A 25,480-nucleotide genomic window follows, 5' to 3' on the forward strand; every position below is an offset into this window, starting at 1 on the left:
TGTGCTCCATCATAGTTGACTTCTCATGTTTCAGGAGGGAAATTTTGGGTGTCGATATTTTCTGCATGAAATTTGAGATGGGTAGGAATAAGGAGAATTTTTCCTTTAAAAATAGCATTTTTGAAGGTAACGCCTTTATGAAAAATAGTATTTGTAAAGGAAACCTCTTCTTGAAATGTTGCGTTGTCAAAACTAACCATCTCCATGAAATATACGGTGAGAGAAAAATCCTTTCCAACAATGACTTCTTTTTGGAAAAAAGCATGATCGAAGGTAATATGAGGCAATGCAGCATCATCGAAAAGAATGCCTTCCTTAAATTTTGCATAGCGAAAAGAAAGATTTCCCTGGATTCCACATTGCGAGAAAGAAACTTTCTTTTCAAAAATGGCATAATCAAAAATAGAACCCTCAAACCAATCATGGTCAAACCCAACTTCTCCCTGGAAGGTTGCGTTCCAAAAGGATACGTTTCGATCTAAAGATGCCGTCTCTTTCCATTTGTTCATTGACCAATTTGCTGGGAATATGACTCCAGAGAGATTAATAACGTTACGCTTTGGAGTTGCCTCCTGTACTTTATCCACTGCTTCTTGAAATTTATGAAAATTCTTTTCAGGATTCGGATCATGTAGGATACAAAAGCCATCAGGATAGACTGATTCCAAGGCACATGTAGGGTATTTACAATGAAAATTTTTTTGACCCATAAGAAGTACCTTTTATACGGATTACTGAAAACAAACAAAAAAAATCATACCAGGAACGGGGAAACATATCATTCACATTTTTTAAAGATCGCCTGAAATTCGCTCAGAAGAAGATTGTTTTCCGTTCAATTAGACCTTTTGGAAATTAAGACGATATGTAAAAATCAATCGGTTTTCTCGTCCCACTTTAACTCTAGGCATATAACAATCCATTCCCAGATGAATTCTTGAGGTGGGGGACGTTTCCCCCTAGGGAGCATGGGGCCTGGGGACTGGGATCATGAGGCTGAAAGGCTGGCTCGGTAGTTGGACGAGAGTTTAGGCGTTTTCGTCCCACGTGTTGGCAGGTTTTTGGGAATGATTTCATTTAACTCTATTAACCTGCATCCGATAACACCATATACGTGACTTTGAAATGGTTCTGACGGAGTTTACAATACTTCAATGATTGAAAGGACAGATCAGGCAATGAAACCGGGCACAAATAAATTTTTGATGAAGAATTATGGCATCATGCTTCTTTTTGTCTTGTGGGCCATGCCGATCATGTCCGGATGTGCCGTGGCGCTGTTTGGTGCAGGTGCTGGAGCCGGTGTTGCAGGCGCGACCTATGTAATGGGTAAGCTGGAAGATGAAGTCAATGCTCCTGTCCCAAAGGTTCAGCGGGCTGCCGTGGCCGCTCTGAAATCATTGGAACTTCCTGTCAACAAAGAGCGGGGAGATAAATTGGCGGCGGAGTTGGAGTCAGAAACGGCAGATCAAAAGAAAATATGGGTCTCGATCACTTCGCTCACTTCCTCCCGGTCAACAATCGTAATTCGGGTGGGATTTCTTGGAGATGAAGCCCGCTCCCGACAGATCTTACAAGCCATTCATACGCGGTTGTGATTTTCTCAAACCCACCCCGTTGTCTTCGCAATTGAATGATTCCCAGCTGTGTTTATTCTTACATTATTTTAAAATGTCCATACGCTTTTTGCCTTCATCATGAAAACGGCTTTAGAGTGAAGAATCAAAGGTAATCCCTGGCTGCATTCGTGGGGCGAGACGTAAGAAACTTAATATTCAGGCGATTCATTTAAAAAAGGCTGGAAATCTCACTGGCCTATGCCATTTGTGCCCCTCAAATTGAAACTTCTTCCCTTTATTTAGGGAATTTTGTAGGGTTAGGTTGAACCTGGAAATTTCAAAACCCCCATTATGTGCGGTCGCTTCACACGCAAAGAGAATTTCCAGCATTTGGCGGAACAGTTGGGTCTAAAGGTCCTCCCGCCATTGAGCCCACGCTACAACATTGCTCCATCGCAGTTGGTGGCCTGTGTGCGCACAAATCTTGAATCAGAACAACGAGAATGTACGGAATTGAAGTGGGGACTGGTGCCCTCCTGGGCTAAGGACCCCAGCATCGGAAATAAGTTGATTAATGCCCGCGGAGAGACTGTGGCGGAGAAGCCGGCTTTCCGCAAAGCATTTAAACAACAACGCTGCCTGGTCTTGGCCGATGGCTTTTACGAATGGAAACAGGACGGGAACACAAAACAACCCTATTACGTTCGATTTAAAGATCAACGGCTGTTTGCGTTCGCGGGCTTGTGGGAGCGATGGAAGGAAAACGAGGCGGACCCTCTTGAAACCTGCACAATCATTACGACTGCTCCCAATGCAGTCATGGAATCTATCCATCATCGAATGCCGGTCATTTTAAACTTCAACGATTATGCCGATTGGCTCGATCCATCTTTGCAAGCTGTTGAGCAATTCAACGCGTTGCTCCGTCCGTTTCCACCTGAGGAGATGGAAGCTTATCCCGTCAGTCAGCTTGTGAATAGTCCCAGAAATGATCGGCCTGAATGTGTGGCTCCTATTGAATGAAAGGAAAAACTTGGCCGGCATGCTGCGAGAGCTGGAGCAATGCGCAGATTGGTAGACTGCTATTCAGAAAGGAAAACCAGGCCTGAATCCTTGTTAGCCGTGAATTTATCCGTGAAGTTTCCATGTGGAAGTCCATGGGGATATTGTTGGTATCGAGAGCAAGTCGAATTTAATCAAGGACATCTGAAAATATAACGATTCCATAGTTGGATGGAAATCTATGTCATTATTTGTGTTCTATCGTACCCTCTAAGTTTCGTATTTCTCATTTTAGTAAGAGAAATGAAAAGAACTATCTAATTTTCGAATAAGGCCTGTCCTGCTCACTTCATTTTTGAAAGGGGACCCACGGCCAATCTGTCTGCCTTATCCCCCACCACATAATTTCCTTCCTTTCGGATTTTCTCCCTCATTGCTAGGGGCGTTATTAACAACGACGTTCCCTTTGTAACATCATATTATATTGAAAAATCAAGCAAACAAGGGTTTCTGCCAGTTTGTCTGCGCATTCTGTCGTGATACTTATACCCACAGAAAGAGTTTCACCCCCGGTCAGAATAACCCACTTAAGCCAAATGGAGGTTTTATGAAAATGTACACCTTGAAGACTGTTTTGTCTTTCCCCCTGTTTATGGTGTTTTTCCTTGGTATAGGGGGGACCTGTGCGTTTGCTCAGGAATCGGAAACTTCAAAAGACTCGGCAGCCTTTTCAGACGTCGGTCCTTCCCTTAAAGAGCTGGGTGAAGCCCAACGGGACATAGATCGATATGAAGAAGCTCAGGACAATTTCAATGAAAATGTGGATCGATTTATGAATGATCGGATGCGGTACAACGAAGCCAGAGCGAAATTTGATCGAGCCAGATCTCTGTATGAGCAGGAAGAACACCAATTTAATAAAACGTATGAAAAATTTAGCCGAGAGCGGGATCGGTATTTAGAGGCTCGTGATAAATTTGTGGGTGCCCGAGAGAGATTTCAGGAAGCTCGGGGTACCTTTTTTGGTAGTTCGATCAATGCAGCAAACAAGTCAAATGCCGACCGCATGGAAGGCAAACCGGGTCGATAAAACAAAAGCTTGCTCGTCCTCAGGAGAGAACAGAAAAGTTCTCGTGTTAACAACCATTCAATGCAACTTTACTTATACATTTCTTTTTCTTTCACGAATGTGAATTGCTACAAAAGGGGAAACATTTTATGAAATACTCTCAGGATTTGAGAATGGTCGCCTGTCTGTTCTTCGTTCTGCTGATGGTGGGCTGCGCGGGCGGACCTCAATCGGAAAGCTTTGGAGAACATATTGACGATAGTGTCATCACGACAAAGGTCAAATCCGCTCTCTTAAGTGATCCGGAAGTGTCGGGCATGGATATTAATGTGACGACCTTCAAAGGTCGTGTACAATTAAACGGTCTAGTGAATGATGCTCAGCAAATCGAACAGGCTGCGCAATTGGCCAGGCGAGTGGGTGGGGTCCGGGCAGTCGAGAACAATCTGTCCATCAAATAATGTGACTCTTTTCGCATGGGACACCAGGGATAGCGGAACTTTTTACTGAGAGGAAACGTCAATATGCAAAGCGGTTTGCTTATGGTCGGGCTTACTCTCATGATGGGGATTTCCATGGGTTGCGCGAGCACCCACCTCCATGAAAGCACGGGAGAGTATGTTGATGATAGCGTTATAACGACCAAAGTAAAGACCGCTCTTCTCCGCTGTCCCATGGTGTCCGGCACTGCAGTCCATGTCGAGACGTTTAAAAATCGCGTGCAACTTAGTGGCTTTGTTGATGAAATGGAGCAAATAGAACAGGCGATTAAATTATCCAGAGAAATTGAGGGAGTGGGTTTGGTTGAAAATCGAATGAGTGTAAAATGAATAATAAAATTTTGAACCAAACCCACTCTCTCATGTTAGGGAGAGATTGGCAACTTTGTTTTTTTGCTCACACTGGAGTTCCATTTTTCCTAAATAAGAGCAATCAACCTACCAGGGTTTTCCTGCCCCCTCTTAGCCTTCCATTCGCTCTAACGCGACAGATGGCGCCGTACCCATTCTTCGGCTCACAAATTAAACGCCTATTGCCACATCCAGTGATAAGCTGACAGGCTTTCGGGCGGTGCCATACTTTCCAGATAATGAGTAGCAAATATAAAAAACAATATCCCGAAGATAATTAAAATTATTCGTTCCGTGAATGATTGGGGATTCTTCCGCGATCGGGCTACATCTGCTTGAAATTTATCCCTCCGTTCAAGGGAAATTTTCCCGCGATCCTCCCGAAAAAAATAGTCCTCATACATAACGAATTTCTCCTTTAAAAAGAGTTGTAATTTCAGGCGAAGCCTTTCGTTGCTTGATTACAGATCCCATCATTTTTTAAAGTCTCCCGCTCTGTTTGAAGTAAATATACGCAAACATTGTACCCAAATATCGAAAAAGTAGATTCTACTTCTATTTGAAAGAGCGATTATTTTATCTCGGAATGTCCGTCCAAGAGGAGATGAAAAATCCATAAAAACCCAATTTTAAAAGAATTTTCATGCTGGTTGCGGGAAGTCAATAGCCACTTCCTGGATGTACGTTTGGGTTGGGGAAGTGTTCACTATGCTTTCATAATTGATTGAAAACGGGATAAGAACAAAAATGAACAGACCGCATGTTGCGATATCGCTCATATTGATCGTGATCCTTTTAAAAAAAGAAATTTCACTATGTTAAATGGCCTCTCAACGAAATGTTTTTGAATCAAATACATGGCTAGGCCGGAACAAGCATGTCATGCCTTGTTTTATTGGAGAAGCCGCTTGGTGTTGTTAGTGAGATAAATGGAAAGCCAGAACCCACAGGCTCACTCTTTTCTAACCTTCAAAGACGGAAGGGTTTGAGGGTGGGTACATCACATGAAATACTTAGTCTTATCCTTAGGCGAATGTGGGCACTTTTAAACATGATCCAACTAGGCAAGAAAGGATTATGATTTTTTAGGGGAATGAACGGTATCTCTATGGTATGGGAGTGAGAAGAATGATATGGGATTTGCCGTCGTGAGAATTTCCAATTCCGGCAATCTGGTTGCCATCGTTAATGCAACAGGGGTGAATGGATTTCCAGTCTGCTTTTTGAGCCAGTAACAATTTGAGGTCCAGCATTTTCCCGTCCCTATAAAGAAAGCCACGGGAACCGCTCATCCCCACGATGTATCCTGATTGATTGATATCCAATGCGGTGCTTTCCTGACCGTCGAGGGTGCCAAGGTCAAACATTTTCCCATCCGCATAGAGAAAAGCATGGTTTCGATTGGAACCAGCCACGGTGGCACTTCCAACCACCTTGCCAAGGTCGTTGATACTATTTGCCCTGCTTTCGGTTCCCCCAAGGGTCCCCAAATCTATCATCCGGTCTTGTGTGTACAAGAAGGCATGGGTTTCATCGCGATACGTGCTCGAATAGCCAACCACTTGTTCGTGATTATTGATATCTGTGGCCACGCTTTCTTTCCCTCCCAGTGTGCCCAGGTCCGTGAGCCTTCGCCCGCGATAGAGGAAGGCGTGTCGTTCTGATGGAACGGATGAATTTCTCTCTAAATGGGGAATGAGCGTATACCACCCCACGATGAACGCGGCATTGTTGACGGCAAGAGCCATTCCGGGAGACTTGGCAAAGAGTGAAATATCTATAAATTTCCCATCACTGTAAATAAATGCATCACGTCCAATATTTCCCACTACTTGAGACCTGGAATTGATACCCATTATCCGACAGCCAACTCCACCACATGCCCCAAGGTCGATGTTTTTTTTTCCGTCGAACCACCAGCCATGGTTTCTCGTCAAACTGAGCGGTGCTGTACCCACGATCTGCCCGTCATTGGTCATATCCTCAACCGTGCCGCCAGTCACGAGCACTCCGATATCCCGGATTGCGTAGGTTTCCCCGGCTGTAGCAGGGGTAGTAAGGGCAATGGAGGCCGTGAGAATAGGCAAAAGAAATCGATCCACCAACCAAGTCATTATTTTTTTATCCCTTTCACTGTCCAATGCCTGGGCTACTGATGAGTTGACAAATATGTTCGGTTAACCTATCTGGTTCGTTGCTTTTTCAAGTTAATGGGCAACCTCGGCCTGCTCATCGTTGGTCCAGTGGCATTGACACGCTAATCGCTCCGGCTAAATCACCTTCGTGCGCTCCTTCTTTTGGATATCCGGAAATGTCCAATTGCCCGGCTGGTTCCCCATGACACTGCAGACAATCATTCTCATAATAGATCGGAATGAGGAGGCGGAGGTTGTTATCTCCTCCGGGCACCTCGCTAATCGTCACAGATTGACTTGGTTGGGTCAACAATCGTTGTAACACGGCAGCTTCATAGGGATCCGGGGCATTCTTCGGGTTTCGTGGTTGCAGGGTGGTCTGTTTGAGTCCAATGCCAGACCTACTAGTAAACCGTTCAGAGACGCGACTGCCAAATGTGGCGGGAATGAAATTTTTAAACCCGACTCCCGTTTGGTTTATAACCGGCTGTGCTTCAGCGACGATTTCTTTGCTTGAGTTCAATAACTCACCTAAGGCTACAATCACGTTTTCTCGCAGATGGGTCAGGGCTGGTTTCGTGAGGTCGACTCCTGTGCGGATACGAAATTCCTCAATCACTTGTCGTTCAAACACCTCAGGGGTGAATCCTTTGTTGTCTCGATTGGGATCATTGATTAAGTATTGATTCCGGTCAATGACGACCCGACCTGCGCTGAGGAGCATAGCAATAAGCCGGGCTTCTTCCTCTGCTTGATAGGCCGACATGTTCATTCCGGCAATCGGATTCGATAAGATGAATAAGCTGAGAATGACACTTGCCAATAGTCCTCGTCCATAAAACTGCATGACATTCCCCTTTGTCTTATGCCTGGTAAAATCCAGGGCTTTTTCCGTTTTGCCTTTTGTGCAGGAGGTGCTTGCAACAAGTCATGAATAAGTGGTTATTCTCCACCGGAACTCCAGTTCTGGATTCGGCCAGGAAACACCCCTTCGAATGAAACAGGTTGGTTAATTCTCGACGAGGGGCATGAGGACGTCAACCTCATGCCTGAATACTGTAATGGCATAAAGTGGTTCCAATGTTCGTTCGATCTCTTCAAAGATCCTGTGCGCAACTGATTCAGAAACCACTAGGAGCATCTTGGTTGTCTGGTCACTTTCCAGATTGCCGCTTCGGTGTCCATGTGTGCCGAATCCTGAAGCGACCTCTTCGATCGTATAGCCCTTCGCTCCCGCCCGTTTCACCAGATCCTTGAGATTCGGTACCAAACCACTTTCGGCAATGATGGTAACCAGAACTGCCTTGACTGCGGGCATTTTGTACCTCCATGTTTATCAATTCAATTAAAGTCCGATGATCATGGTTGGATATGAAATCTGTCGATTTTTTAAATGTATTTCCCTTGATGAAAATGGAGTGCTTGATCATATTGTTTTCTTACACGAAATCCGTCTGAATGAGCCATCCACCCTATTCGGGCGGTAGGGGAGCTGTAGAAATTCTCATATGACCCCACTGAACATTTTACGATCATCTGCCAGAGCCCCCCCTGCTTTGCAGGATGGTGAATAGCAATCCGGGGCGAGTTTGAGGTCCCGAGTCAGAAATTGGAGATTGTTAAAGAAGCCACACAATTGGGTGGGGAATTGCCGAAGCCCTTATCAAATCTAAAATAACTTGTTTCAAATAACCAGAGTTGTTCAGATTATATCTACCCAGTCTCAACGGAGTACCACCCCGTTCCCGTGGAGTGTGTGAAAACCTCTCCCTGGGATCGATTTGTTACAAGAAATAGACCTAATTCATGTAACAGGTGGTGGCCGTTTTTACTTTTCCTTAACAATTCCATGGTTAACCAACGGGTATCGCTCTGGTCAGTGCCGTGGCAATCATAATATAAACGGGGATGCCGATCGTCACGTTATATGAAAACGTCAGACCTAACGAGGCTGCCAATGGCAGGGTCGGACTCGCTTCTGGAATCGCCAGCCGTTGAACCGCCGGAACTGCAATGTATGACGCTGCCCCACACAACACGGCAAAAAGGGCATAGGTGCCGAGCGTAAAGGGTACTCCGAGGAGCATACTGTAACCATGAGCCACCACGATCCCAACCGTGGCAAACACGTTTGGAGCGATGAGGCCGAATAGGATGAATGAGAGGCCTGCATGTTTAAGGTCTTTGAGTCGTCTGCTAGCGGTCATTCCCATTTCCAATAAAAAGAGAGATAAGATGCCGTGGAAGAGGGCAACAAAGAATCTGTCGTCGACTTCTGTGACCTTCACACCTTGGAGCCGGCTGATAAATCCAATCAAGATTCCCCCGAAGAGCAAATACAGTCCAGGGTTCAGAAAAATCTCGTGTAGCATCTTTCCACTAAAGATCGGTTTTGGTTCCTCGTAGTCGGCCGCGGCTGCCGCACCCAGCGACTGGGCCGGCAAAGAATCCGGAATCTGCTCGACATGGTTGCTGTGACTGTCTTCGTCTTCAGTTGTGGGGTCTACGAGTTTGCGGGCGTAAGGATTGTATCCCGGCTCATCCGGCATATTCCCAAGAGCGTCCAGCCGGCCGGAGGCCCGAAGGCGCGATACGAGGTAAAGGGCCACCAGGCAGCCGGGGATTTCCATGACGGCAAGAAGAACCGGCATGTACGCTGCGAAGGCGATATTCGCCGCGGCCAGTACGCCGAGACAGGTGACAAAAGTCCCTGCTGAGTCAGAGCCATAGTATCCGGCTACGGTTGCAGCATCAATTCGCCGCAAATTTGTTTTTCGAAGGATCATATAGGCGGCGATGCCGATGATCAGGTTTGTGAAAAAACCAATTACCATGAATCCAAGAGCATGTTGCAATTCCGCCATTGAGAGAGAAGCCAGTTCTTCGCCTCCGTGCCAACCGATAGCGATCAAAAGATAAATGGTTAATCCCTTATACAGGACGTGTGGAAATTCAAACGGTACTTTGAGGATGGGGACTAAAAATCCAAGATAGAAAAATAGTAACAACGGTTTGAATAAGTTATGGGTAAAGTTGTATATAAATTCTTCAAGCATACATCGCTCCTTTAACTATGAAGTCTGCCTTGCATGTTCACGAATTGGTTGAGATTTCGGATGCTTTCCCAAACCTTCTGAGAATAAAGGTTTCATTGTTCGGGCATCTAATTTTTGCCCTTCCACGTCTTTTGCAAAATAAGGTCCATGATTATTCATTGAGATGTCACCACAGAAAAATCTGCCTAACCCCACTAAACATAGGCGTTGGTCCATCGAGATGACTTTTTAATTCTTGGACTTGGAAGTTGACCTCCTCTTACCTGAGCGAAATCGCAACCCGCGCACTGTTCAAATTCACTAATTTGCAAATAACCTGGGCAGAAATTTTTGATGAGAGATCTACAGCTGAAAGCAGGCTCGTCGAAATGGACAAACTGGGGAGGAGAATATTCGGCATGAAAAGATTATCCTGGTGCCAAGGCAATAATCTTTTGAGGCACTCGACTCGACTATGGTAATATAAGTCTATGCGTTGTTGGATTCTCACCGGAGTACTGATCGTCAGTGGCCTCTTTTCAGGCCTTGAGGTTTGGGGACTGGAATTTACTGCAGATCAGATCCTGAAGTTCGGGCGGCAGACTCAAAAGGCCAATCTGTACTATCGGGATGACCGGTGGCGGTTGGAACATCAGTCGATGGGTCCGGTCAATGTCACCATTGTGCGTAAAGACAAGCAGCTCATGTGGCTGCTGCTCTCCCGCGTGAGACACTTCAAGACGCTCCCCTACGATCCTGCTCAGGAGCCAAAATTGAGTGAGCATCTGGAAGGAGAGATCTCGCGCGAAGAGATCGGCAGGGAGACGCGCGAGGGCCATCCGACGATCCTATATGAGGTGACGGTGAAGCAGGGCGATGAGATCGATGTCTACTACCAATGGTTTGCCACCGACATTCAGTTCCCGATGCAGTTGACCAGGAAGGACGGAAGCTGGAGTGTCGAGTATCGACATGTGAAGCTGCGGCCCGTAACCGATTATTTATTTCAACTTCCCGTCAATTTCCAACCGCTGGAAGAGTTTGACCCGCCGAAGAAAAAAGAATCGTAAAGGGCCCGTGATGTCGGCACCATCCGTTTGAAGGCAAGTTGGCCTCTGCAGGCTGCAATGTCTCCTAACAAATAACCTCTCTATTTGAAGATTGACCCTTCCCCGTTGGCTCAGGGTGACAATATGGTGTGGGGTTTCCTGAACCAGGATGTGTCGGCCCATGCTTAAATGGTGAAAGCTATGTTTGGACAGCTTGGGTATTAACCGATCACTCGCATATGCTGCACCGTCAGTGTGGTGGCGGTGAAGTCTTCTTCCACCAATCCCTCCAGAAGAAGCGGCCGATCGTTCGTGAGTAACGGTCCGTATCGTTGGAATATTTCGGGGAACAGCGTGGCATCGTAAAGTGCCGTGGTATCTTCCAGCGTAATAAATTCCATGGGGTTGCCATGTTTCGTCAAGGCGGCTTTTTCCGTGATCAGCCAGCCAACCATCATGATTCGACGGCCGATATGCATAGCCATCTCTGTTGCGGGAGTGATGTGCAGGCTTTGCAAATGTCTCGCATAGAGCGTCAACGGATGACAACGGAGAGGGAAGCCGAAGAGCTCAATCTCATGCTGGATCAGCCGTTCAATGTCATATTCATCCGGAATCGGAATCAGACGAACGGATGGCAACAGCGGGGTGGCGTGTTGTGCAACTGATCTGGGTGAGGAGACGCCAAAGGTTGGATGCTCGGCATAGACCCGCCACAGCAGGCCGGGGCGGGTGACCTCACCGGCAATAGCATCGAAGCAACCTGCCAGAACCAATAAACGCGTCTGCGCCGGTTCGGGGTTGAGCCTGCTCAAAAAATCATGAAACGACTGAAACAGGCCGTGGCGGGATCGTTCTTCGAGAAGCCGATCAATGAATCCCCGTACGATGCCTTTGATTTGCATGAAGCCCATGCGGATGGTCGTTCCTTCTCCCTCGTATGCCCATCCACTGGCATTGATGTCCGAGGAGAGCACGGTCAATCCCATCCGGCGGGCTTCTGACAGATAGGCGAAGGTTGAATAAAATCCACCCTGGTTGCTGATGACGGCGGCCATGAATTCCCCAGGATAATGGGCGCGGAGATAGGCCGACTTAAATGACACCTGCGCATAACTGGCCGAATGCGGTTTGCAAAAACTATAGCCGGTAAAACTCATCGTCATTGCCCATGCTCGCTCGATCGTTCGCGCATCCACACCGCGCGCGCGCGCGCCGTCGACAAATTGGCATTGATAATCGCGAAGCCGGCGTTGCTTATGTTTTTTGCTGAGGATTTTCCTCAGTTGGTCGCCATCTTCCACGGAAAACCCCGCCAGACCCATGGCCACTTTGGTCACGTCTTCCTGATACACCATGATGCCATGGGTTTCCCCGAGCACGTCTTCCACTAACGGATGCAGGGGACGATAGGCGCCTCCATGCGCCCGCCGGACAAATTCTTGAATGAACCGGTTTGCGGCGGGACGAATCAATGATGAGACGATGACGAGATACTCAAAGACGTCCGCATGCATGCGCCGATCCGCCGGCATGCCCGTCCAGAGCTTTTTGAGAAGCAGTCGGGTGGCAGGCGATTCAATATAAAAACAACCGATGGTTTCGCCCCGTTGAATGAGCTGTTGCGTTTTGGGGTCGGTTAATGGATCCCAGGTGGCATAGTCGATGTGTCGGCCGGTGTGTTCTGCAATTGCCGCAAGGGCATCCCGAATGACGGCTAATGATCGGTTGCCCAGGAGATCGATTTTGACCAGGCCGGCATCTTCCGTTTGATCCTTTTCCCATTGAATGACCGGAATACCCTTTGCGGCCACTTCTACCGGGACATAGCGACGGATATCGTCAGGAACAATCACGATGCCCCCGCAATGCAGCGACAGATGACGAAACCGTCCCTGAAGTTGAAGAGCGAGTCTGACAATTTCCGGCCATGGCTCGCGTAAATCGGTGAACGCCTGGGCCCCATCAAGGTGGGAGTCGAGTCTCTTTCTATTGTGTGGTCTCGAAGACGGCGAAGGTGGGAAAGAGCGAAGCTTTCCATTTTCTCGAATATTGGGAAGGCGGGGAGTCTGCCGGATCGCAGATTGGCTACATGGGGAGACAGAGAACTCTTGAGCCGGAAGATCGGTGAGCGGGAGACGGGTCAACAGTCGACTCACCTGCTGAATTTCCGCCGGAGGCATGCCATAGACTTTGGCGACTTCCCGCACGGCTGCCCGAAGCGCCAGTGTATTCTGATTGGCCACCATGCCGGCCTGCCGGCTGCCATAGCGGGCAAAGACAAAATCCACAATGCGGTCCCGCTCATCCCAGGGAAAATCCACGTCGATATCCGGCGGATCGTGACGCCCGGGATTTAAAAAACGTTCAAAGAACAGATTGTGCCGGATGGGATCCACATGGGTAATGCCCAGGCAATAGGACACGATGGATGCCGCCGCCGATCCCCGGCCACAGGTGCGAGGCGCCTGGCGGACAATCTCGTCAACCACCAGAAAATAATGGGCGTAACCTTTATCCCCGATGACGCTCAACTCACGTTCGATACGACCACTCACGACCGGTGTCAGTGAGCCGTACCGCCATCGGGCCCCGTCGTAGGTCTTCTCGCGTAGCAGAGTGAAGGCATGGGGATCGGAGAGCTGGCGAAAACTCGGGAAAATCGTCTCTTTGAACGACCACTCGGTCTGGCAGTGCTGCGCGATCTTCCAGGTGTTGGCTATCGCGTGAGGCACATGGGGAAACTGTGAAGCCAGTCTCGCAGGTGGCATCAACCAATGATGGGGTGCACAGCAGGCCTCCGGCGGTAATTGAGAGAGGGTGGTATTTAAGTCGATCGCGCGGAGAATTTGATGGAAGAGGAATTCCTGGGGGGTCACGAAATGCACCCGGTTGGTCGCGACGGGAGGAAGGCGTGTGCGGCGGCTAAAGGCCAGGGCCTGGTGCATGAGTGCACCAGGCGAGAGCTCTACGTACAGATCGCTAGGGGAGTGACGTTTCCAGGCCGTCAGTGCGGAAAGATCATCAGAGAGAATGATCAGTCCTTGGCGATGCTCCTGGACCGCGGCGATACAGTCAAAGTCGGCATCGCAATGGCGTTGGGAGAGTAGGCGGCAGAGATTGGTATAGCCAAAAGAATCTTTGATCAGGAGCACGGCGCGGTGCCGGTTGTGGGTCAGTTCGGCTCCCAGGATCGGGCGTAAGCCATGGGCCTGTGCAACTTCGATAAAGCGAATGGCACCATACAAGCCGTTCGTATCGGTCAGGGCAAGTGTCTCGGCTCCCTGTCCCTTTGCCGTCTGGCACAAGGTTTCCAGTGAAGCCACTCCTTGCATCGGTGAGTACTCCGAATGAACGTGTAAATGGACAAAGGCTGACATGAAATAATGCGGCAATAATGGTAAATTGCGTACCCATTTTTAATTAAAGTATCGCTTTACTTTACGCCAATGTTGATAACCTGTTGATTAAAGTAATGCCTTATTTTTTCTGCCTGTGCATAACTAAATAATTAAAGTTTTTGGTTAATTTTTATCATTTTAAAATGCAAAACACCTATTATTCATTGCTTATTTTGCATGTTAAATAAGGCCAAAAAATGAGGGTGCTCATGCCACAGAGGTGGGAGCATCGCTTGAGAATTTTTCAAGATTCACCTATTCAATCTAAACGAGAGGCCAGGTGTGAGCGTCCCCATTGAATGACTTTCATGCCGAACCGGGTATGCAAACGATCAAGGGCTAATGCCAATCGATGGGGACGGGGGAGTGCCTGAGGTTCTTCCAGGGCAGGTGATGGGAAGAGCGATAGTTGTTCGGGTGGAGGACGAAAGCTATTACTTCGAATGGTCAGTGAGCGCACGCGGACGCGTCGTTGAAAGCACCGACGGAATAAGGTCTGAGCTGATGGAAACATATCAACCTCCCAATGTGTGGGTGTGGATAAGACAGATGAATGGTGAACCGTGAGCTGATCACTAAAGAGCAGCGTCAGTCTGAGGCGATGACACAGGCGCTGTCGCCGACGTAGATCATGGCAGAGAGAATCCAGAAGACATGACAGGCCTCCAAGGAGCCGGTCATAGTCAATTGTATCCGGCTCAAAGAGATAGGAATGGGTCAGCGATAACGAGGCCTCAGGAGCAACGACCGGCAAAAAATCAATCCCCCGTGCCCACTGATAGAGCCGGTGGCCCCATCGACCGCAGACGGTCTCCAAGGCTTCCAAACTCACGTCGCTCACGTCGCCGATGGTCTGTAGATTCAAATCGATCAAGCGTGTGTGGAGTGCGGACCCTCCAGGACCTTGGAGCCCGGGAAGTATTGAGACGGGTAAAGGCGATAAAAAGTCCTGTTCGGAGCCTGCCCGGACATCACATAATTGGGGCGGGGTGAGGATGGAGCTGGCCATTTGTGCGACAAGCTTATTGGTCCCGATACCGGCGACGGCTTGTAGCCCAAGTCGCGATGTCAGATCGCGCTCTAAACGCATCGTGGTGTCACAGGTTGCGCCAAACAGTCGAGTGGTGCCGGTCAAATCTAAATAAAAATGGCCAGGCCTAAACGACTCCCAAATGGGTGCGATCGGTATCATGCACGACACGAGAGCATGATGGGCTTGGGCAACGCGAGTAGGGTTGGGAGGCACGAGTTGAAGCGAGGGACAGCGTCGTCTGGCCCGATCGGCCTGAAGCCCGGGTATGACTCCGGCGTCTTCAGCTTCGGGAGAAACTTCACGGATGATGGCACGGGACGCATGGGCAGAAGCCACCGCGACAGGTCTGGTGCGTAAGGAGGGGGCGTCGAGGCGTGCCAGAGCCACTTCGAATCGAGGAATACATAAACAGACAATTTGACGGTCCATCATTTTTCATCTAGCCACAATGCCGAATGACCCCGATCACCACTCCTTCAATCACAAATTCATCCTGCGGAGTCACCAGAATCGGAGTCATGGTTGCGTTCGCCGGATGCAGTTCTATTTGCCCTTCTTTGTTGTAATATTTCTTAATCGTCGCCTCCCGATTCACCAGCGCGACCACGGTTTGTCCATTTCGCGCCATTCGTTGCTTGTGTACAATCACCAGGTCACCCGGCAGGATGCCTTCATCCCGCATCGATTCACCTTTCACTCGTAATGCGAAATTGTCGCCCGTTCGCAGCATGGAAGGTGGAACCTCCACCAGCTCAGTTTGGGGAATGGGCTCAATCGGGTTGCCGGCCGCGACGATGCCGGCCATGGGAATCTGTGTCGGAGAATCCAGTTGGGAGAGGATGGCTTCGACCACTCCAGGAATTCGGCGCATTCCGCATTCATAGCGGGTAATGGTCATACGAGTGGTGCGGAGACGTTCAGCTAGTTGGGTTTGGGTTAATCCCAGGCGTTGCCGGATCTGTTTGAAGGCTTCAGGCGTCATGTAACCAATGGTTACATTATGGTATGTGAGGTGTCAAGAGAGGTGGTTGCCACCGACCCACTCATGACTACATCGAGTTAAAATAGTGTAAGTATTTGATTATTAATTGTTTTTTAATAAATCACTCTGCCAATAGGGCGAGTCTCTCATGCCATCTAGGGACAGTTTCCTGGGGAATGTCACTCTTAGGGCAGCTCATCGTGCAGGTCAGCACTGTTTCCTGTTCAGGAACCAAGAAGTGATCAGGGTCCACCCTAGAAAAAGGCGCACATATTCATGCCGGCGCATCCTGCATGGTCGCGCATCGCTACGGAGGAATGTTGCTGCCGGGATGGCTCAACGCATTCGATGATCAAAAGAAAGAAGAGGAGAATCTGATGTTTGAATGGCTGACAAGTCCTGAAGCATGGATCGCATTAGGCACGTTAACCGCGTTAGAAATTGTCCTGGGGATCGATAACATTATCTTCATCTCCATCCTTGTCGGACGTCTTCCCGAGAATCAGCGGGGGTTTGCCAGAAGAGCAGGGCTTGGTCTCGCCATGGTGGCACGCCTGGCATTGCTGTTTTCGATTTCATGGGTCATGGGGTTAACCGAACCCTTGGTGACGGTGTTCACCCACGCGATTTCAGGGCGCGATATTATTCTGGTCGGCGGTGGACTGTTTCTCATGGCGAAAGCCACGCATGAAATTCATAACAGCCTGGAAGGGCTGGAAGAAGAGAGGGGTCACACGATTGTGGCTGCCAGTTTGGGAATGGTTCTTGTCCAGATTGCGGTTTTGGATATTGTGTTTTCACTGGATTCGGTGATCACGGCGGTCGGTCTGGTGGATCAGGTTTCTCTCATGGCGATCGCCATCATCCTGGCCGTCCTCGTAATGCTGATGGCCGCAAAAGCGATTGGAGATTTTGTCGATGAGCATCCGACCATCAAAGTTCTTGCCCTCTCCTTTCTTATTCTGGTGGGTGTGACCCTGATGGTGGAGGGGTTCGAGGTGCATGTCCCGAAGGGCTATATTTATTTTGCGATGGCGTTTTCCGTCACGGTGGAAATGCTCAATATTCGCATGCGGAAAAAACGGGCCCCGGTCAAACTGTACAAGACGATTTCCGAATAGCCGGAAATACGCGGACGCCACAGGACGCGTGGGAAGTCCTTCGCGGAAGAGGGAAGAGGAGATGATTTCGGCCACCCGTCTGTGTGGGGGAGGTCCCTGATAATGTGGTGCAAGATGCGCTAATGCGGATATTGGTGTTCGCGGCAAATCAATTGAATGTCTTGCACACTTAACGGTTCTCGTGTCAAACCGCAGACATACCCGTTCTTCTCATGATCCTCATTGAAACGACAGGTGTGGCAGGCACCGAAGGCTTTTCGTCCATTGACCTGCTGCATTCCTCGCAGGATTGAGCGCAATGCAGAAGTCAGTTCAGCGATTTTTATTGAATCCGTCCTCGCCAGTGCCGGTTCCAGGCTTCTGGTGAGAAGGGCCTTTTTTATGAGATTGCTCCCTTTGGCGGTCGGCGCAAGGCGTACGATTCGTTTGTCCTCATTATCCGCCTGCTTCCGCAGGAATCCCTTCTGCTCTAAGACCTTGAGCGATTGTGAGACGGTTCCCTTCGTGAGACCCAGATACTCCGCCACGGCTTGCGGCGTATTTGAATAGCGATTGCATTGCGTCAGATACGTCAGCGCTTCCATCTGCACGGGTTGTAATCCGTAACGCAGGCCAAACGCCCGTGCCTCCATCCGTTGCAGGTTGCACAATCGTTCTAAGACATCATTGGCTTCTTGTGCGCTCATAGGTCAATTGTATCGTCTCGATACAGATTTGACAAATGCGGATATTGCTGCTAAATTCCATTTAGTTTCGACTCAATACTAATTACAATCTTTCAAAAGGAGGCAGTGTATGAAGAAGGCCGTGTTTTATCATGCAGGGTGCCCGGTCTGTGTTTCTGCGGAAACCATGGTGACTCAGGCCATCGATCGTCAGCAATACGATTTGGAAATCGTCCATTTTGCACAAACACCAGGTCGGGTGGTTGAGGCTGAAACGGCAGGTGTGAAGTCTGTTCCTGCCCTGGTGTTAGAGGGGCAGGTATTTCACGTGAATTTTGGTGCATCCATGGACGATGTGAAAGCCAGTATTTAAGGCGAAAGACTTTATGTACGGGAGTAAGACGGGTAGCTAGGGATAGCCTGAACGCCGACTCCCGGTTATCAACGAAAGGAGTAAATCGTATGCGTGCATGGGTGAGGAATGTGTGTCTCGGGCTCGCTCTAGGGTTGTCCATGAGTGGGGCGGCCTGTTCAACGGTTGAACCCCCGGCGGGAAAGGCGAGTGCATCGTTGTACGACCGGTTAGGGGGAAAGCCGGCTATCACGGCGGTCATCGATGAATTTGTGGGCAATGTTGCTAACGATGCCCGTATTAATAGTCGCTTTGCCACTACCGATATTCCGAAACTGAAGGGACATCTGGTGGATCAAGTCTGTGAAGCGACTGGTGGGCCCTGCACCTATACGGGCAGGGACATGAAGTCGACGCATGCGGGAATGCGGATTACCAATGCCGACTTTACGGCTATGGTTGAGGACCTGGTCACGGCACTCAATACATTCAAGGTTCCGAAACCGGAACAGGATGAATTACTTGGGCTGCTCGGTTCCATGAAATCTGATATTGTCGAAATTCCATAATACTGCCTGGAATATTTGGTTCTGTAAAAGTCTTGGGGGGATGAGGTCTCATCCTCCCAAGTACCCTGGATCTTTCTTAATAGAGCACGCCGGCGGAGTCTTGCTTCAGAGTCAGCTATTCCTGAGAATGGCTGCTTGGCCGTCCCGGGAGATCACTATTCAAAAAAGGAGAGTGAGAAGTGACAAACGGTTTGCAATCCGAAATGGGAGTTATTCAGTCGTTGTGGCGCTATCCAGTCAAGTCGATGAGAGGTGAGGCCTTGTCCCTTGCTCAGGTTACTGATCATGGACTTGTCGGAGATCGTGCCTATGCCATCCTGGATCGTGCCGATGGCAAAGTGGCCACAGCCAAAAATCCCAAAAAATGGCCCAATATGTTTGCCTTTCAGGCAACATTCCTGGAGCCGTCTGGAGATAAAGAATCCGGATCTCGCATCCGCATCACGCTGCCTGACGGCACAATGGTTACCAGTGAGCAACAGGATCTGCCTCAGGTCCTTTCCAAAGCTCTGAACCGTAAGGTCACTCTGGCGCTCATCGAGGGTGGGAAGGTGACCGGCGTCCAATCACCCATGCCTGAAACCTGGATTGCGCAGTCTGAGGAATACTGGCCTGACATGGATGGTCGGGAGAAACGGGATACCGTGACGGATTTCTCTCTTCCGACCGGCACGTTTTTCGATGCCGCAATGGTACACCTTTTGTCCACCGGCACGCTTAATCAGCTTCGTGAAGCGTATCCGGAAGGGCGTTTTGAGGTGCCGCGGTTTCGGCCGAACATTGTTGTGGACACTGGAGTTGATAAGCAAGGCTTTATCGAACAGGGGTGGATTGGTCAGACGCTAGGCATTGGGGAAAACGTGCGATTGAAGATTGCCGGCTCATGTGGTCGGTGTGTCATGACCACGCTCGCGCAGGGAGAACTTCCAAAGGACCCCGGGATTTTACGCACGGCGGTCCAACACAATCTTGGCAATGTCGGGGTCTATGCTTCAGTCATGCAGGGCGGCGCAATTCGAATCGGGGATGGTATACGTTTGGAAAAATGAATACTTTGTGGACTTTTGTCTACCTATGGCGGTGTGAAAGAGCACCAACGCCGTTGAATTCGTGTTAGGTGTATCAGGGGAGCTGGAAATTTCCCGGTTGACTCTGCAACGGTTGACGAAGTCCGAGCTTATTCAGGGGTGACCGCAAAGGTTCTTGAGCCGGCCATGTCAACGGGTTCAAATGTATCTTGGGAGTTGGTATTGGTCTTTTTTCCTCTCACTTAACCCGCTTGTGGGTATCCGTGGTTTTTTGAGTTTTTCAGCATGCATCCGTAAGATGCGTGTGAAAATGACGTTTTCTCTTATCACCGATTCTAAGAAAAAACTTCTTTACATCATTGCGTTCTTTCTCCTGCTGTATGTGATAGTTACACTGACCGGCCTGCGATCTCATCTATCGCCTGATGTCATTCAGTCACTATTTTTTGCGTATCCGGTTTGGGGTCTTGTGCTGTTTTGTCTGGCCTTCAGCTTCGGCAATCTGCTGTATGTGCCAGGATGGATCTTTTTAGTCGGGGCCGTCTTTGCGTTGGGGAAAGAATGGGGTGGGGTTGCGACTTTGTTGGCCGCGATGCGTTCTTCGACGATCAGTTTTCTCCTGATTCGTGCGGTTGGTGGAACGGCGCTTCGCAGCTTCAATCATCGGTGGGCCGACAGGGTTTTTGCCCATCTGGATGAGCGTCCAATTCTGTCGGTGGCGTTCTTGCGTCTGCTGTTCCAGACCTTGCCCGCTCTAAATTATGCCCTGGCCCTAGCGGACATTCGCTTTCGCGATTATCTGGTTGGAACTGCTGTAGGGTTGCCCCTTCCTATTTTTCTGTATTGTTATTTTTTTGAACTGATTTTTCAGCATCTTCTGAATAGGTAAGCGGACATCGACATGTGTGGAATGTAGGTAAAGAGGAAAAAATGCTTAGACAAAGGCTTGTAATGGCATGCTCACATGGGATGGACGCATGGATTTCGCAATTATTATGGTGGTTAGTAAGGAAGCTATCAACGAACCTTTGTCTGACCCTGTATTTTTCTCCCACATCTGATTCACAAAGATGATTACGGAATTTATCGTGACGGAGGGTGAAGCCCGCAAGCGCCTTGATCAATTTTTGGTCAACCGTGAGCGGGACATATCCCGTTCACGGTTACAGCGGTTGATTGAGTTGGGACGGATCCGTGTCAATGACAGGATGGTCAAGCCGAGTCATACCATTAAACCAGGCGATCACATTACGATGGATGTTCCCCAGCCGGGACCACTCCTGGTCGACGGGAAGGCTATGACATTGGAAATCCTTTACGAGGATGAAGACCTCCTGGTGTTGAACAAGCCTGCGGGTGTGGTAGTGCATCCCGCGGCAGGGAACTGGGAGGGCACCGTGATCAATGCGCTGTTGGCCCATATTCCCAACCATGCTGATTCAGAAATATTCAATGGGAAAAGGGCGCTACCACGGCTGGTTCATCGACTGGATAAGGACACCTCTGGAGTGATGGTGGTTGCCAAAACCGATCATGCCCATCGTACTCTGGCGACACAGTTTGAAAAACACTCGATCAATCGGATCTATGAGGCATACGTCTTGGGCAGACCTGGCCATGAACAGGGAATGATTGAGTTGCCCATCGGTCGGGATCGGGGAGAACCGAAAAAGGTTTCATCCAACACCGCGCAACCGCAACGAGCGGTCACGGAGTATCGGGTGGAACAGGTATTTGGTGAACTGGCTTCACAGGTCGTGTTGTTTCCACGCACAGGGCGAACACATCAGCTTCGAGTTCATCTGGCGTCTTTAGGGTGCCCCATTTTGGGGGATGAGAGGTATGGCGGTCAGAAAGTATGCCGGATTATGGAGATCGACATTCCACGGGTGATGCTCCATGCAGGCACACTAGGATTCCAACATCCCGTATCCGGAAAGTTTCAGGAATATTCCGTAGGCTTTCCGTTGGACATGCAAGAGATGTGTCAGGCGTTCCTCAACAAATAATAGTGAATGGACATATCTTTGTTCATCTCCTGAATATTTCATTAATCCTCGTCAAGTTTTTTCTCATCTGACCGTTACAATCGAGAAAGAGCCCTGAAGGGAGTTTCACCTGACGTGAGCTTCTGGGTTGGGACAGGTTGGGCGGCTAGGGATTACTGTAATCAATACATATTGAGAAAGAATGAATCAGAATGTGGCGTAAGATCCTCGTACTGTTGGTGGTGGTGATGGTCGGGTATGTGTCCAATGTGTTTAGCCAAGGGGCCTGTCTTGAGAATGCGACGCTCTGGTATTCCCACGTGATGATGTCGAGTCAGCCGTTTTTTGTGAAACTGGAACGGGGGCAGGATCATGTTCGTCGAGCTTTGGATGCGGTCGATGCCTCCTATACCGTGTTGCGTTCCGATTCGGATCAACAAGCCTATCCACGAGTTGTCATTACCACCAGCTTCTGGTTTCCCTTCATTGTTTCTGAACATTTTCATACCGAAGGTGATGCTGCAAGTCGGGTTGTTTTCACTGCTCACTATCTGGGGTTGTTTGGTTTGGCCCTATCGATAGGCGATTCGGTTGAGATTGCCGCATAAATCCTGTGTGGGTATGGACAGGCATTTCCCATTCACTGAAGTTTTAAAAAGCAGGAGCTTGCAATTTCAATGAAAATAGGGATCACGCTTGGCGGACAGATTTGGCTTTCTGTTGGATTGTAAGAATAATGAATTCAGCTGGTTTGAGGGGAGCGAACCCGATCATGATGTTGACGCTCCCGGCATTCTGGTCAGCGGATGAAATGGTATCCGGTCCACATTTGACAAAGTAGGCCTCCTGGGCTTTTTGTCCTTGGAAGGCCCCCTGCCGAAAGAGGGATTGGAGAAACACATCAATCGTTTGACGAATGTGAGCCCAAAGGGTTTGGTCGTTCGGTTCATCTACTACCCACCCTAATCCCTGTTGTATGCTTGATTCCAGAAACAAGGCCAGACGCCGGACGGAAAGATACTGCCACTCTCTGTTGGATGAAAGGGTTCGTGCACCCCAGGCGACAACCTGTGACGGAGAGGTTTGTCGAATTGGATTGATCCCCGATTGAGTGAGTTGTCCCATTTCCGGTTGCGTCAGTGTCTGCTCGATACCCTGAACGCCATGAAGGATGGCCTCCGTTCCTGCGGGGGCTTTCCATACTCCTCGTTGTTGATCGGTCCTGGCTAATACCCCAGCCATGGCTCCGCTGGCGGGGATGTGCAGGGGTGCCTTCTTAAGGGACGGATGGACTTGGACACGTGGAACGTACATGGCCACATTTGGATGGTGAATTCCTGATTGCTGATTTAACCAGGTGGTCAGAGCCCTGACCGTTTGTCGGGGGGCATCGCGTTGAGGGACATCCAGGACATACATCGCACGGTGCTTGGCAACAAGAGCAATCGCTGCGTGCATGACTTTGATCGCATGGGTATCCGGGAGTTGTTCGGTTTGAGGAATGAACAAAATATTGAAATCCCCTACGCGGTTGAGGAGAGAAAGGCCTTCCAGAAAGGGAGACGCGGCTTTGATCTGTCTTGTTCCAATGCGTACCACCCAAATGGCTTTTCCTTCATTGTCAAAAAATTGTTTGATGCAAAGGGAGAAAAGGGCCTCTGTTTCAAGTCCCCCATATTTTTTTTCAAATGCTTCCCATGTCCGGACCTGTTGTGGAGACGTCATCGACCCCTTGGGAAATGAGCCGATGATGGCCGCAGTTGAGGTGGAGGCCGATTTAATTGCGGGAGGGAGAAGCGACGGTTTGTGGATAGATGCGCCAGGAGTCGAGTGAAATTTTTTCATAAGAAATTGTTTTATTTCTTTCTGTGTAGCGTAGTTTCAGGAGGAATAGCCTAATACAACCTTCATTAGCTTGCTAGGGTTTCCGCATACGTCTCTACTCGACGGAACGGATTTTCCAGAAAAAAGGCTGCGACCGTCAGACATTCCATCCCGAACGGCAAATAGCCGGCATAACCGAGGATCGGCATTTCCCCCATCGGGAGTGCGTGGACGTAGGGAATTGAATATTCCCAATGGACCAGGCTGTGGGCATTCCACATTTCCCAAAAGCCTCCACAGACCAGGGCTGCCAAAGCGGAAAGAACCACAGGACTCCAGTTTCCTTTGGCTAGTGGGGACAGAAGGGTTGGAACCCTCCGTATTATTTGTATGCCTACCATGATCAGGAGTGGACTCACCCAGAGAAGAGAGTACAGCAGTGTGGGCCAAATCCCAATCATCAGAAGCCCGAAACAACCAAGGCTAAACATCAGCCAGCCGTTGTGCGATTCATTGACTGAAGAGATGGCCCGCCAGTTTTCAAATGGTGCTCTTATCCAAGAAAAGGAAGACAGGTATTCATAGGTACCCAGAACGGCGGGGAGAACCGTCGAAAATGAAAGAGTGAACCAGGAATAGGTCAGAAGCGGTTGAGTTGGTACCAGACCGACATAGTGCCAGTTCTGTACATACTGATTAAGATATTCAAACGTCCACCAGAAGCCTGCGCTGAGGAGAAAGAGTTTGAAAAGAAAAGCGGGCTGATGGGTGATCATGCACCTGCCGGTTCGAGAAAAGCATAAGGCGTTGATGACCGCGATGTAGCCAAGCCAGAGCAGGGGGAACGTATAGGGCTGCCATTCCTGGAACCAGGAAAAACGTGTCCACGCGAGGATTGAAGCGAAAGTCGTCCATCCTACGGCCATCCACCCCCACCAGGGAAACTCTTTGGCAGAGGTGGATTTGCACGGGCTGTGGGACCGGGTTTTCCGGTATCGCCAAAGAAACGGGGCAACCGTTGCGGAGATGAGCAGGGCCAGGAGTCCGAAGATCGGCCAGGACAGAGAGGGGTCTCCTGACTGTAGGGGAATGGCTAATAGAGTCAAATCGTGGGGAAGAGCCTGGCCGGATAAGGCAATACCCAGAGGAGGCAGCCCAAGAAGCAAAAAAATAAGAATGCTACCGTTGATTACCTTTGTGGAAGACATGGGAATGAAATAAAACGAATATCCACGGGTAGAGATTGGAAGCACACATAAAGCCTTGGTTCAGCTTAAACCAGTCCGGCCTCCTGAGCCAACGGTAAAGAATCCGGGTCAAGTTGGAATAGTCTTGGTGAGACCCGGGTGAATTCTTTTACCGTCTTTCCAGCCCGCACTTCCAGCATGCGGTGAATTCTTTTTGATGCAATTCCCCGCATCCGGAGCAGGTCCATTTCGTTGTTTCAAGAGGTTTGGCGCGCTCCCAGTCTTTGATTAGAGTGTTGGCCCGGTCAAAATCCTCGTCCTTCAGCACCCACAATTCCGGGAAAACTTCAACAAACGGCACTTCCCCTCCCAACATCGCTGAGCGTTGATTTTTAATCGTGGACGGTATCTGGGCCTGATCCAACAGTTCCTTTCGGGATTCCACGTCGATGAGGCTTTGGGAAACGTACAGTTTTTTCATGGTTTACCTCTGCGGTGGTGTATGTGAGCCAATATTCAAGTGAGGATACCGTATTGGGCACACCAACATGTTGGTCTCATCAGAGCGACGCAAAAGCGCTCACTCAAATATCAGTGAGGCTATCACTAACATACCATGTCACTGTGGAG

At 49.3% G+C, this 25,480-nt stretch carries 25 protein-coding genes; 13 read left to right on the top strand and 12 right to left on the bottom strand.

The features are described 5' to 3' along the window. Positions 1 to 23: 23 nt before the first annotated feature. Positions 24 to 710, bottom strand: a complete 687-nt coding sequence (locus PP769_RS13895) for a pentapeptide repeat-containing protein (RefSeq protein ID WP_312641123.1) — start codon at positions 708 to 710, stop codon at positions 24 to 26. Positions 711 to 1,178: 468 nt separating this feature from the next. On the opposite strand from PP769_RS13895, the gene PP769_RS13900 reads away from it, so the two are divergent. The 5 genes from PP769_RS13900 to PP769_RS13920 all read left to right on the top strand — a co-directional run bounded on the left by PP769_RS13900 (position 1,179) and on the right by PP769_RS13920 (position 4,460). Then, positions 1,179 to 1,598: a DUF3568 family protein gene (locus PP769_RS13900; RefSeq protein WP_312641125.1), complete on the top strand. Its 420-nt coding sequence runs from the start codon at positions 1,179 to 1,181 to the stop codon at positions 1,596 to 1,598. Between the two features lie 312 nt (positions 1,599 to 1,910). Continuing rightward, positions 1,911 to 2,582 carry an SOS response-associated peptidase gene (locus PP769_RS13905; RefSeq protein ID WP_312641127.1) on the top strand — a complete coding sequence of 224 codons (672 nt, stop codon included), beginning with the start codon at positions 1,911 to 1,913 and terminating at the stop codon, positions 2,580 to 2,582. 586 nt (positions 2,583 to 3,168) lie between these two features. Further along, a complete protein-coding gene (locus PP769_RS13910) occupies positions 3,169 to 3,651 on the top strand; it encodes a hypothetical protein (protein WP_312641129.1) in 483 nt (160 codons plus the stop codon). Positions 3,652 to 3,779: 128 nt separating this feature from the next. Continuing rightward, positions 3,780 to 4,091, top strand: coding sequence for a BON domain-containing protein (locus PP769_RS13915; RefSeq protein ID WP_312641131.1), 312 nt, complete (start codon positions 3,780 to 3,782; stop codon positions 4,089 to 4,091). A gap of 63 nt (positions 4,092 to 4,154) precedes the next feature. After that, positions 4,155 to 4,460 carry a BON domain-containing protein gene (locus tag PP769_RS13920; RefSeq protein WP_312641135.1) on the top strand — a complete coding sequence of 102 codons (306 nt, stop codon included), beginning with the start codon at positions 4,155 to 4,157 and terminating at the stop codon, positions 4,458 to 4,460. Between the two features lie 1,127 nt (positions 4,461 to 5,587). Here PP769_RS13920 and PP769_RS13925 read toward each other — a convergent pair. The 4 genes from PP769_RS13925 to PP769_RS13940 form a co-directional block, all read right to left on the bottom strand. Beyond that, the gene (locus tag PP769_RS13925; RefSeq protein ID WP_312641137.1) at positions 5,588 to 6,595 is read right to left on the bottom strand and encodes a hypothetical protein; all 1,008 of its coding nucleotides are present in this window, start codon (positions 6,593 to 6,595) and stop codon (positions 5,588 to 5,590) included. 115 nt (positions 6,596 to 6,710) lie between these two features. Next, a complete protein-coding gene (locus tag PP769_RS13930; RefSeq protein ID WP_312641139.1) occupies positions 6,711 to 7,463 on the bottom strand; it encodes a Tll0287-like domain-containing protein in 753 nt (250 codons plus the stop codon). A 162-nt stretch (positions 7,464 to 7,625) separates the two neighbouring features. After that, positions 7,626 to 7,934, bottom strand: coding sequence for a P-II family nitrogen regulator (locus PP769_RS13935; protein ID WP_312641141.1), 309 nt, complete (start codon positions 7,932 to 7,934; stop codon positions 7,626 to 7,628). A 535-nt stretch (positions 7,935 to 8,469) separates the two neighbouring features. Further along, entirely contained in the window at positions 8,470 to 9,672 is a 1,203-nt protein-coding gene (locus PP769_RS13940) for a sodium-dependent bicarbonate transport family permease (RefSeq protein ID WP_312641143.1), read from the bottom strand. Between the two features lie 470 nt (positions 9,673 to 10,142). Between PP769_RS13940 and PP769_RS13945 the strand changes: the two genes are divergently transcribed. Beyond that, positions 10,143 to 10,721, top strand: a complete 579-nt coding sequence (locus PP769_RS13945) for a hypothetical protein (RefSeq protein ID WP_312641145.1) — start codon at positions 10,143 to 10,145, stop codon at positions 10,719 to 10,721. Between the two features lie 200 nt (positions 10,722 to 10,921). Here the strand turns inward: PP769_RS13945 and PP769_RS13950 are convergent, their stop codons facing one another. From PP769_RS13950 to lexA, 3 genes are all read right to left on the bottom strand, one after another. Next, entirely contained in the window at positions 10,922 to 14,080 is a 3,159-nt protein-coding gene (locus PP769_RS13950; protein ID WP_312641147.1) for a DNA polymerase III subunit alpha, read from the bottom strand. Between the two features lie 280 nt (positions 14,081 to 14,360). Continuing rightward, the gene (locus PP769_RS13955) at positions 14,361 to 15,566 is read right to left on the bottom strand and encodes a DNA polymerase Y family protein (RefSeq protein ID WP_312641149.1); all 1,206 of its coding nucleotides are present in this window, start codon (positions 15,564 to 15,566) and stop codon (positions 14,361 to 14,363) included. Between the two features lie 7 nt (positions 15,567 to 15,573). After that, entirely contained in the window at positions 15,574 to 16,116 is a 543-nt protein-coding gene (gene lexA, locus PP769_RS13960; protein WP_312641151.1) for a transcriptional repressor LexA, read from the bottom strand. A gap of 377 nt (positions 16,117 to 16,493) precedes the next feature. On the opposite strand from lexA, the gene PP769_RS13965 reads away from it, so the two are divergent. After that, a complete protein-coding gene (locus tag PP769_RS13965; protein WP_376753447.1) occupies positions 16,494 to 17,237 on the top strand; it encodes a TerC family protein in 744 nt (247 codons plus the stop codon). A 119-nt stretch (positions 17,238 to 17,356) separates the two neighbouring features. Here PP769_RS13965 and PP769_RS13970 read toward each other — a convergent pair whose 3' ends face one another. Beyond that, positions 17,357 to 17,923 (bottom strand): MarR family winged helix-turn-helix transcriptional regulator, encoded by a 567-nt coding sequence (locus tag PP769_RS13970; RefSeq protein ID WP_312641155.1) that lies wholly within the window; start codon positions 17,921 to 17,923, stop codon positions 17,357 to 17,359. Positions 17,924 to 18,032: 109 nt separating this feature from the next. Between PP769_RS13970 and PP769_RS13975 the strand changes: the two genes are divergently transcribed. The 6 genes from PP769_RS13975 to PP769_RS14000 all read left to right on the top strand — a co-directional run bounded on the left by PP769_RS13975 (position 18,033) and on the right by PP769_RS14000 (position 22,447). Further along, positions 18,033 to 18,275, top strand: coding sequence for a thioredoxin family protein (locus tag PP769_RS13975; protein WP_312641157.1), 243 nt, complete (start codon positions 18,033 to 18,035; stop codon positions 18,273 to 18,275). An 89-nt stretch (positions 18,276 to 18,364) separates the two neighbouring features. Next, complete coding sequence (locus PP769_RS13980; RefSeq protein WP_312641159.1) at positions 18,365 to 18,823, top strand: group I truncated hemoglobin; 459 nt, start codon at positions 18,365 to 18,367, stop codon at positions 18,821 to 18,823. 179 nt (positions 18,824 to 19,002) lie between these two features. After that, entirely contained in the window at positions 19,003 to 19,872 is an 870-nt protein-coding gene (locus PP769_RS13985) for an MOSC domain-containing protein (RefSeq protein WP_312641161.1), read from the top strand. Between the two features lie 289 nt (positions 19,873 to 20,161). Beyond that, positions 20,162 to 20,740 carry a TVP38/TMEM64 family protein gene (locus tag PP769_RS13990; RefSeq protein ID WP_312641163.1) on the top strand — a complete coding sequence of 193 codons (579 nt, stop codon included), beginning with the start codon at positions 20,162 to 20,164 and terminating at the stop codon, positions 20,738 to 20,740. A 181-nt stretch (positions 20,741 to 20,921) separates the two neighbouring features. Then, on the top strand, positions 20,922 to 21,860 hold the full coding sequence (locus PP769_RS13995; protein WP_312641165.1) for an RluA family pseudouridine synthase: 939 nt from the start codon (positions 20,922 to 20,924) through the stop codon (positions 21,858 to 21,860). A gap of 191 nt (positions 21,861 to 22,051) precedes the next feature. Continuing rightward, a complete protein-coding gene (locus PP769_RS14000; protein WP_312641167.1) occupies positions 22,052 to 22,447 on the top strand; it encodes a hypothetical protein in 396 nt (131 codons plus the stop codon). 82 nt (positions 22,448 to 22,529) lie between these two features. On the opposite strand, the gene PP769_RS14005 is transcribed toward PP769_RS14000, so the two are convergent. The 3 genes from PP769_RS14005 to PP769_RS14015 all read right to left on the bottom strand — a co-directional run bounded on the left by PP769_RS14005 (position 22,530) and on the right by PP769_RS14015 (position 25,331). Further along, positions 22,530 to 23,684 carry a phage tail sheath family protein gene (locus PP769_RS14005; protein WP_312641169.1) on the bottom strand — a complete coding sequence of 385 codons (1,155 nt, stop codon included), beginning with the start codon at positions 23,682 to 23,684 and terminating at the stop codon, positions 22,530 to 22,532. 65 nt (positions 23,685 to 23,749) lie between these two features. Then, a complete protein-coding gene (locus tag PP769_RS14010; protein ID WP_312641172.1) occupies positions 23,750 to 24,916 on the bottom strand; it encodes a hypothetical protein in 1,167 nt (388 codons plus the stop codon). Positions 24,917 to 25,019: 103 nt separating this feature from the next. Further along, positions 25,020 to 25,331 (bottom strand): putative signal transducing protein, encoded by a 312-nt coding sequence (locus PP769_RS14015; RefSeq protein ID WP_312641174.1) that lies wholly within the window; start codon positions 25,329 to 25,331, stop codon positions 25,020 to 25,022. Positions 25,332 to 25,480 lie beyond the last annotated feature (149 nt).

Source organism: Candidatus Nitrospira allomarina (genome assembly GCF_032050975.1).
Lineage (GTDB): Bacteria > Nitrospirota > Nitrospiria > Nitrospirales > UBA8639 > Nitrospira_E > Nitrospira_E allomarina.

What these genes read in the sequence shown, in the direction of transcription:
- PP769_RS13930 (WP_312641139.1), bottom strand. Translation starts at nt 7,463, where the DNA reads ATGCAGTTTTATGGACGAGGACTATTGGCAAGTGTCATTCTCAGCTTA.
- PP769_RS13955 (WP_312641149.1), bottom strand. Translation starts at nt 15,566, where the DNA reads ATGATGGACCGTCAAATTGTCTGTTTATGTATTCCTCGATTCGAAGTG.
- PP769_RS13970 (WP_312641155.1), bottom strand. Translation starts at nt 17,923, where the DNA reads ATGAGCGCACAAGAAGCCAATGATGTCTTAGAACGATTGTGCAACCTG.
- PP769_RS13895 (WP_312641123.1), bottom strand. Translation starts at nt 710, where the DNA reads ATGGGTCAAAAAAATTTTCATTGTAAATACCCTACATGTGCCTTGGAA.
- PP769_RS13975 (WP_312641157.1), top strand. Translation starts at nt 18,033, where the DNA reads ATGAAGAAGGCCGTGTTTTATCATGCAGGGTGCCCGGTCTGTGTTTCT.
- PP769_RS13945 (WP_312641145.1), top strand. Translation starts at nt 10,143, where the DNA reads ATGCGTTGTTGGATTCTCACCGGAGTACTGATCGTCAGTGGCCTCTTT.
- PP769_RS13995 (WP_312641165.1), top strand. Translation starts at nt 20,922, where the DNA reads ATGATTACGGAATTTATCGTGACGGAGGGTGAAGCCCGCAAGCGCCTT.
- PP769_RS13990 (WP_312641163.1), top strand. Translation starts at nt 20,162, where the DNA reads ATGACGTTTTCTCTTATCACCGATTCTAAGAAAAAACTTCTTTACATC.
- PP769_RS13935 (WP_312641141.1), bottom strand. Translation starts at nt 7,934, where the DNA reads ATGCCCGCAGTCAAGGCAGTTCTGGTTACCATCATTGCCGAAAGTGGT.
- PP769_RS13925 (WP_312641137.1), bottom strand. Translation starts at nt 6,595, where the DNA reads ATGACTTGGTTGGTGGATCGATTTCTTTTGCCTATTCTCACGGCCTCC.
- PP769_RS14000 (WP_312641167.1), top strand. Translation starts at nt 22,052, where the DNA reads ATGTGGCGTAAGATCCTCGTACTGTTGGTGGTGGTGATGGTCGGGTAT.
- PP769_RS14015 (WP_312641174.1), bottom strand. Translation starts at nt 25,331, where the DNA reads ATGAAAAAACTGTACGTTTCCCAAAGCCTCATCGACGTGGAATCCCGA.
- lexA (WP_312641151.1), bottom strand. Translation starts at nt 16,116, where the DNA reads ATGACGCCTGAAGCCTTCAAACAGATCCGGCAACGCCTGGGATTAACC.
- PP769_RS13915 (WP_312641131.1), top strand. Translation starts at nt 3,780, where the DNA reads ATGAAATACTCTCAGGATTTGAGAATGGTCGCCTGTCTGTTCTTCGTT.
- PP769_RS13980 (WP_312641159.1), top strand. Translation starts at nt 18,365, where the DNA reads ATGCGTGCATGGGTGAGGAATGTGTGTCTCGGGCTCGCTCTAGGGTTG.
- PP769_RS13965 (WP_376753447.1), top strand. Translation starts at nt 16,494, where the DNA reads ATGTTTGAATGGCTGACAAGTCCTGAAGCATGGATCGCATTAGGCACG.
- PP769_RS13905 (WP_312641127.1), top strand. Translation starts at nt 1,911, where the DNA reads ATGTGCGGTCGCTTCACACGCAAAGAGAATTTCCAGCATTTGGCGGAA.
- PP769_RS14005 (WP_312641169.1), bottom strand. Translation starts at nt 23,684, where the DNA reads ATGAAAAAATTTCACTCGACTCCTGGCGCATCTATCCACAAACCGTCG.
- PP769_RS13950 (WP_312641147.1), bottom strand. Translation starts at nt 14,080, where the DNA reads ATGTCAGCCTTTGTCCATTTACACGTTCATTCGGAGTACTCACCGATG.
- PP769_RS13900 (WP_312641125.1), top strand. Translation starts at nt 1,179, where the DNA reads ATGAAACCGGGCACAAATAAATTTTTGATGAAGAATTATGGCATCATG.
- PP769_RS13920 (WP_312641135.1), top strand. Translation starts at nt 4,155, where the DNA reads ATGCAAAGCGGTTTGCTTATGGTCGGGCTTACTCTCATGATGGGGATT.
- PP769_RS13940 (WP_312641143.1), bottom strand. Translation starts at nt 9,672, where the DNA reads ATGCTTGAAGAATTTATATACAACTTTACCCATAACTTATTCAAACCG.
- PP769_RS13910 (WP_312641129.1), top strand. Translation starts at nt 3,169, where the DNA reads ATGAAAATGTACACCTTGAAGACTGTTTTGTCTTTCCCCCTGTTTATG.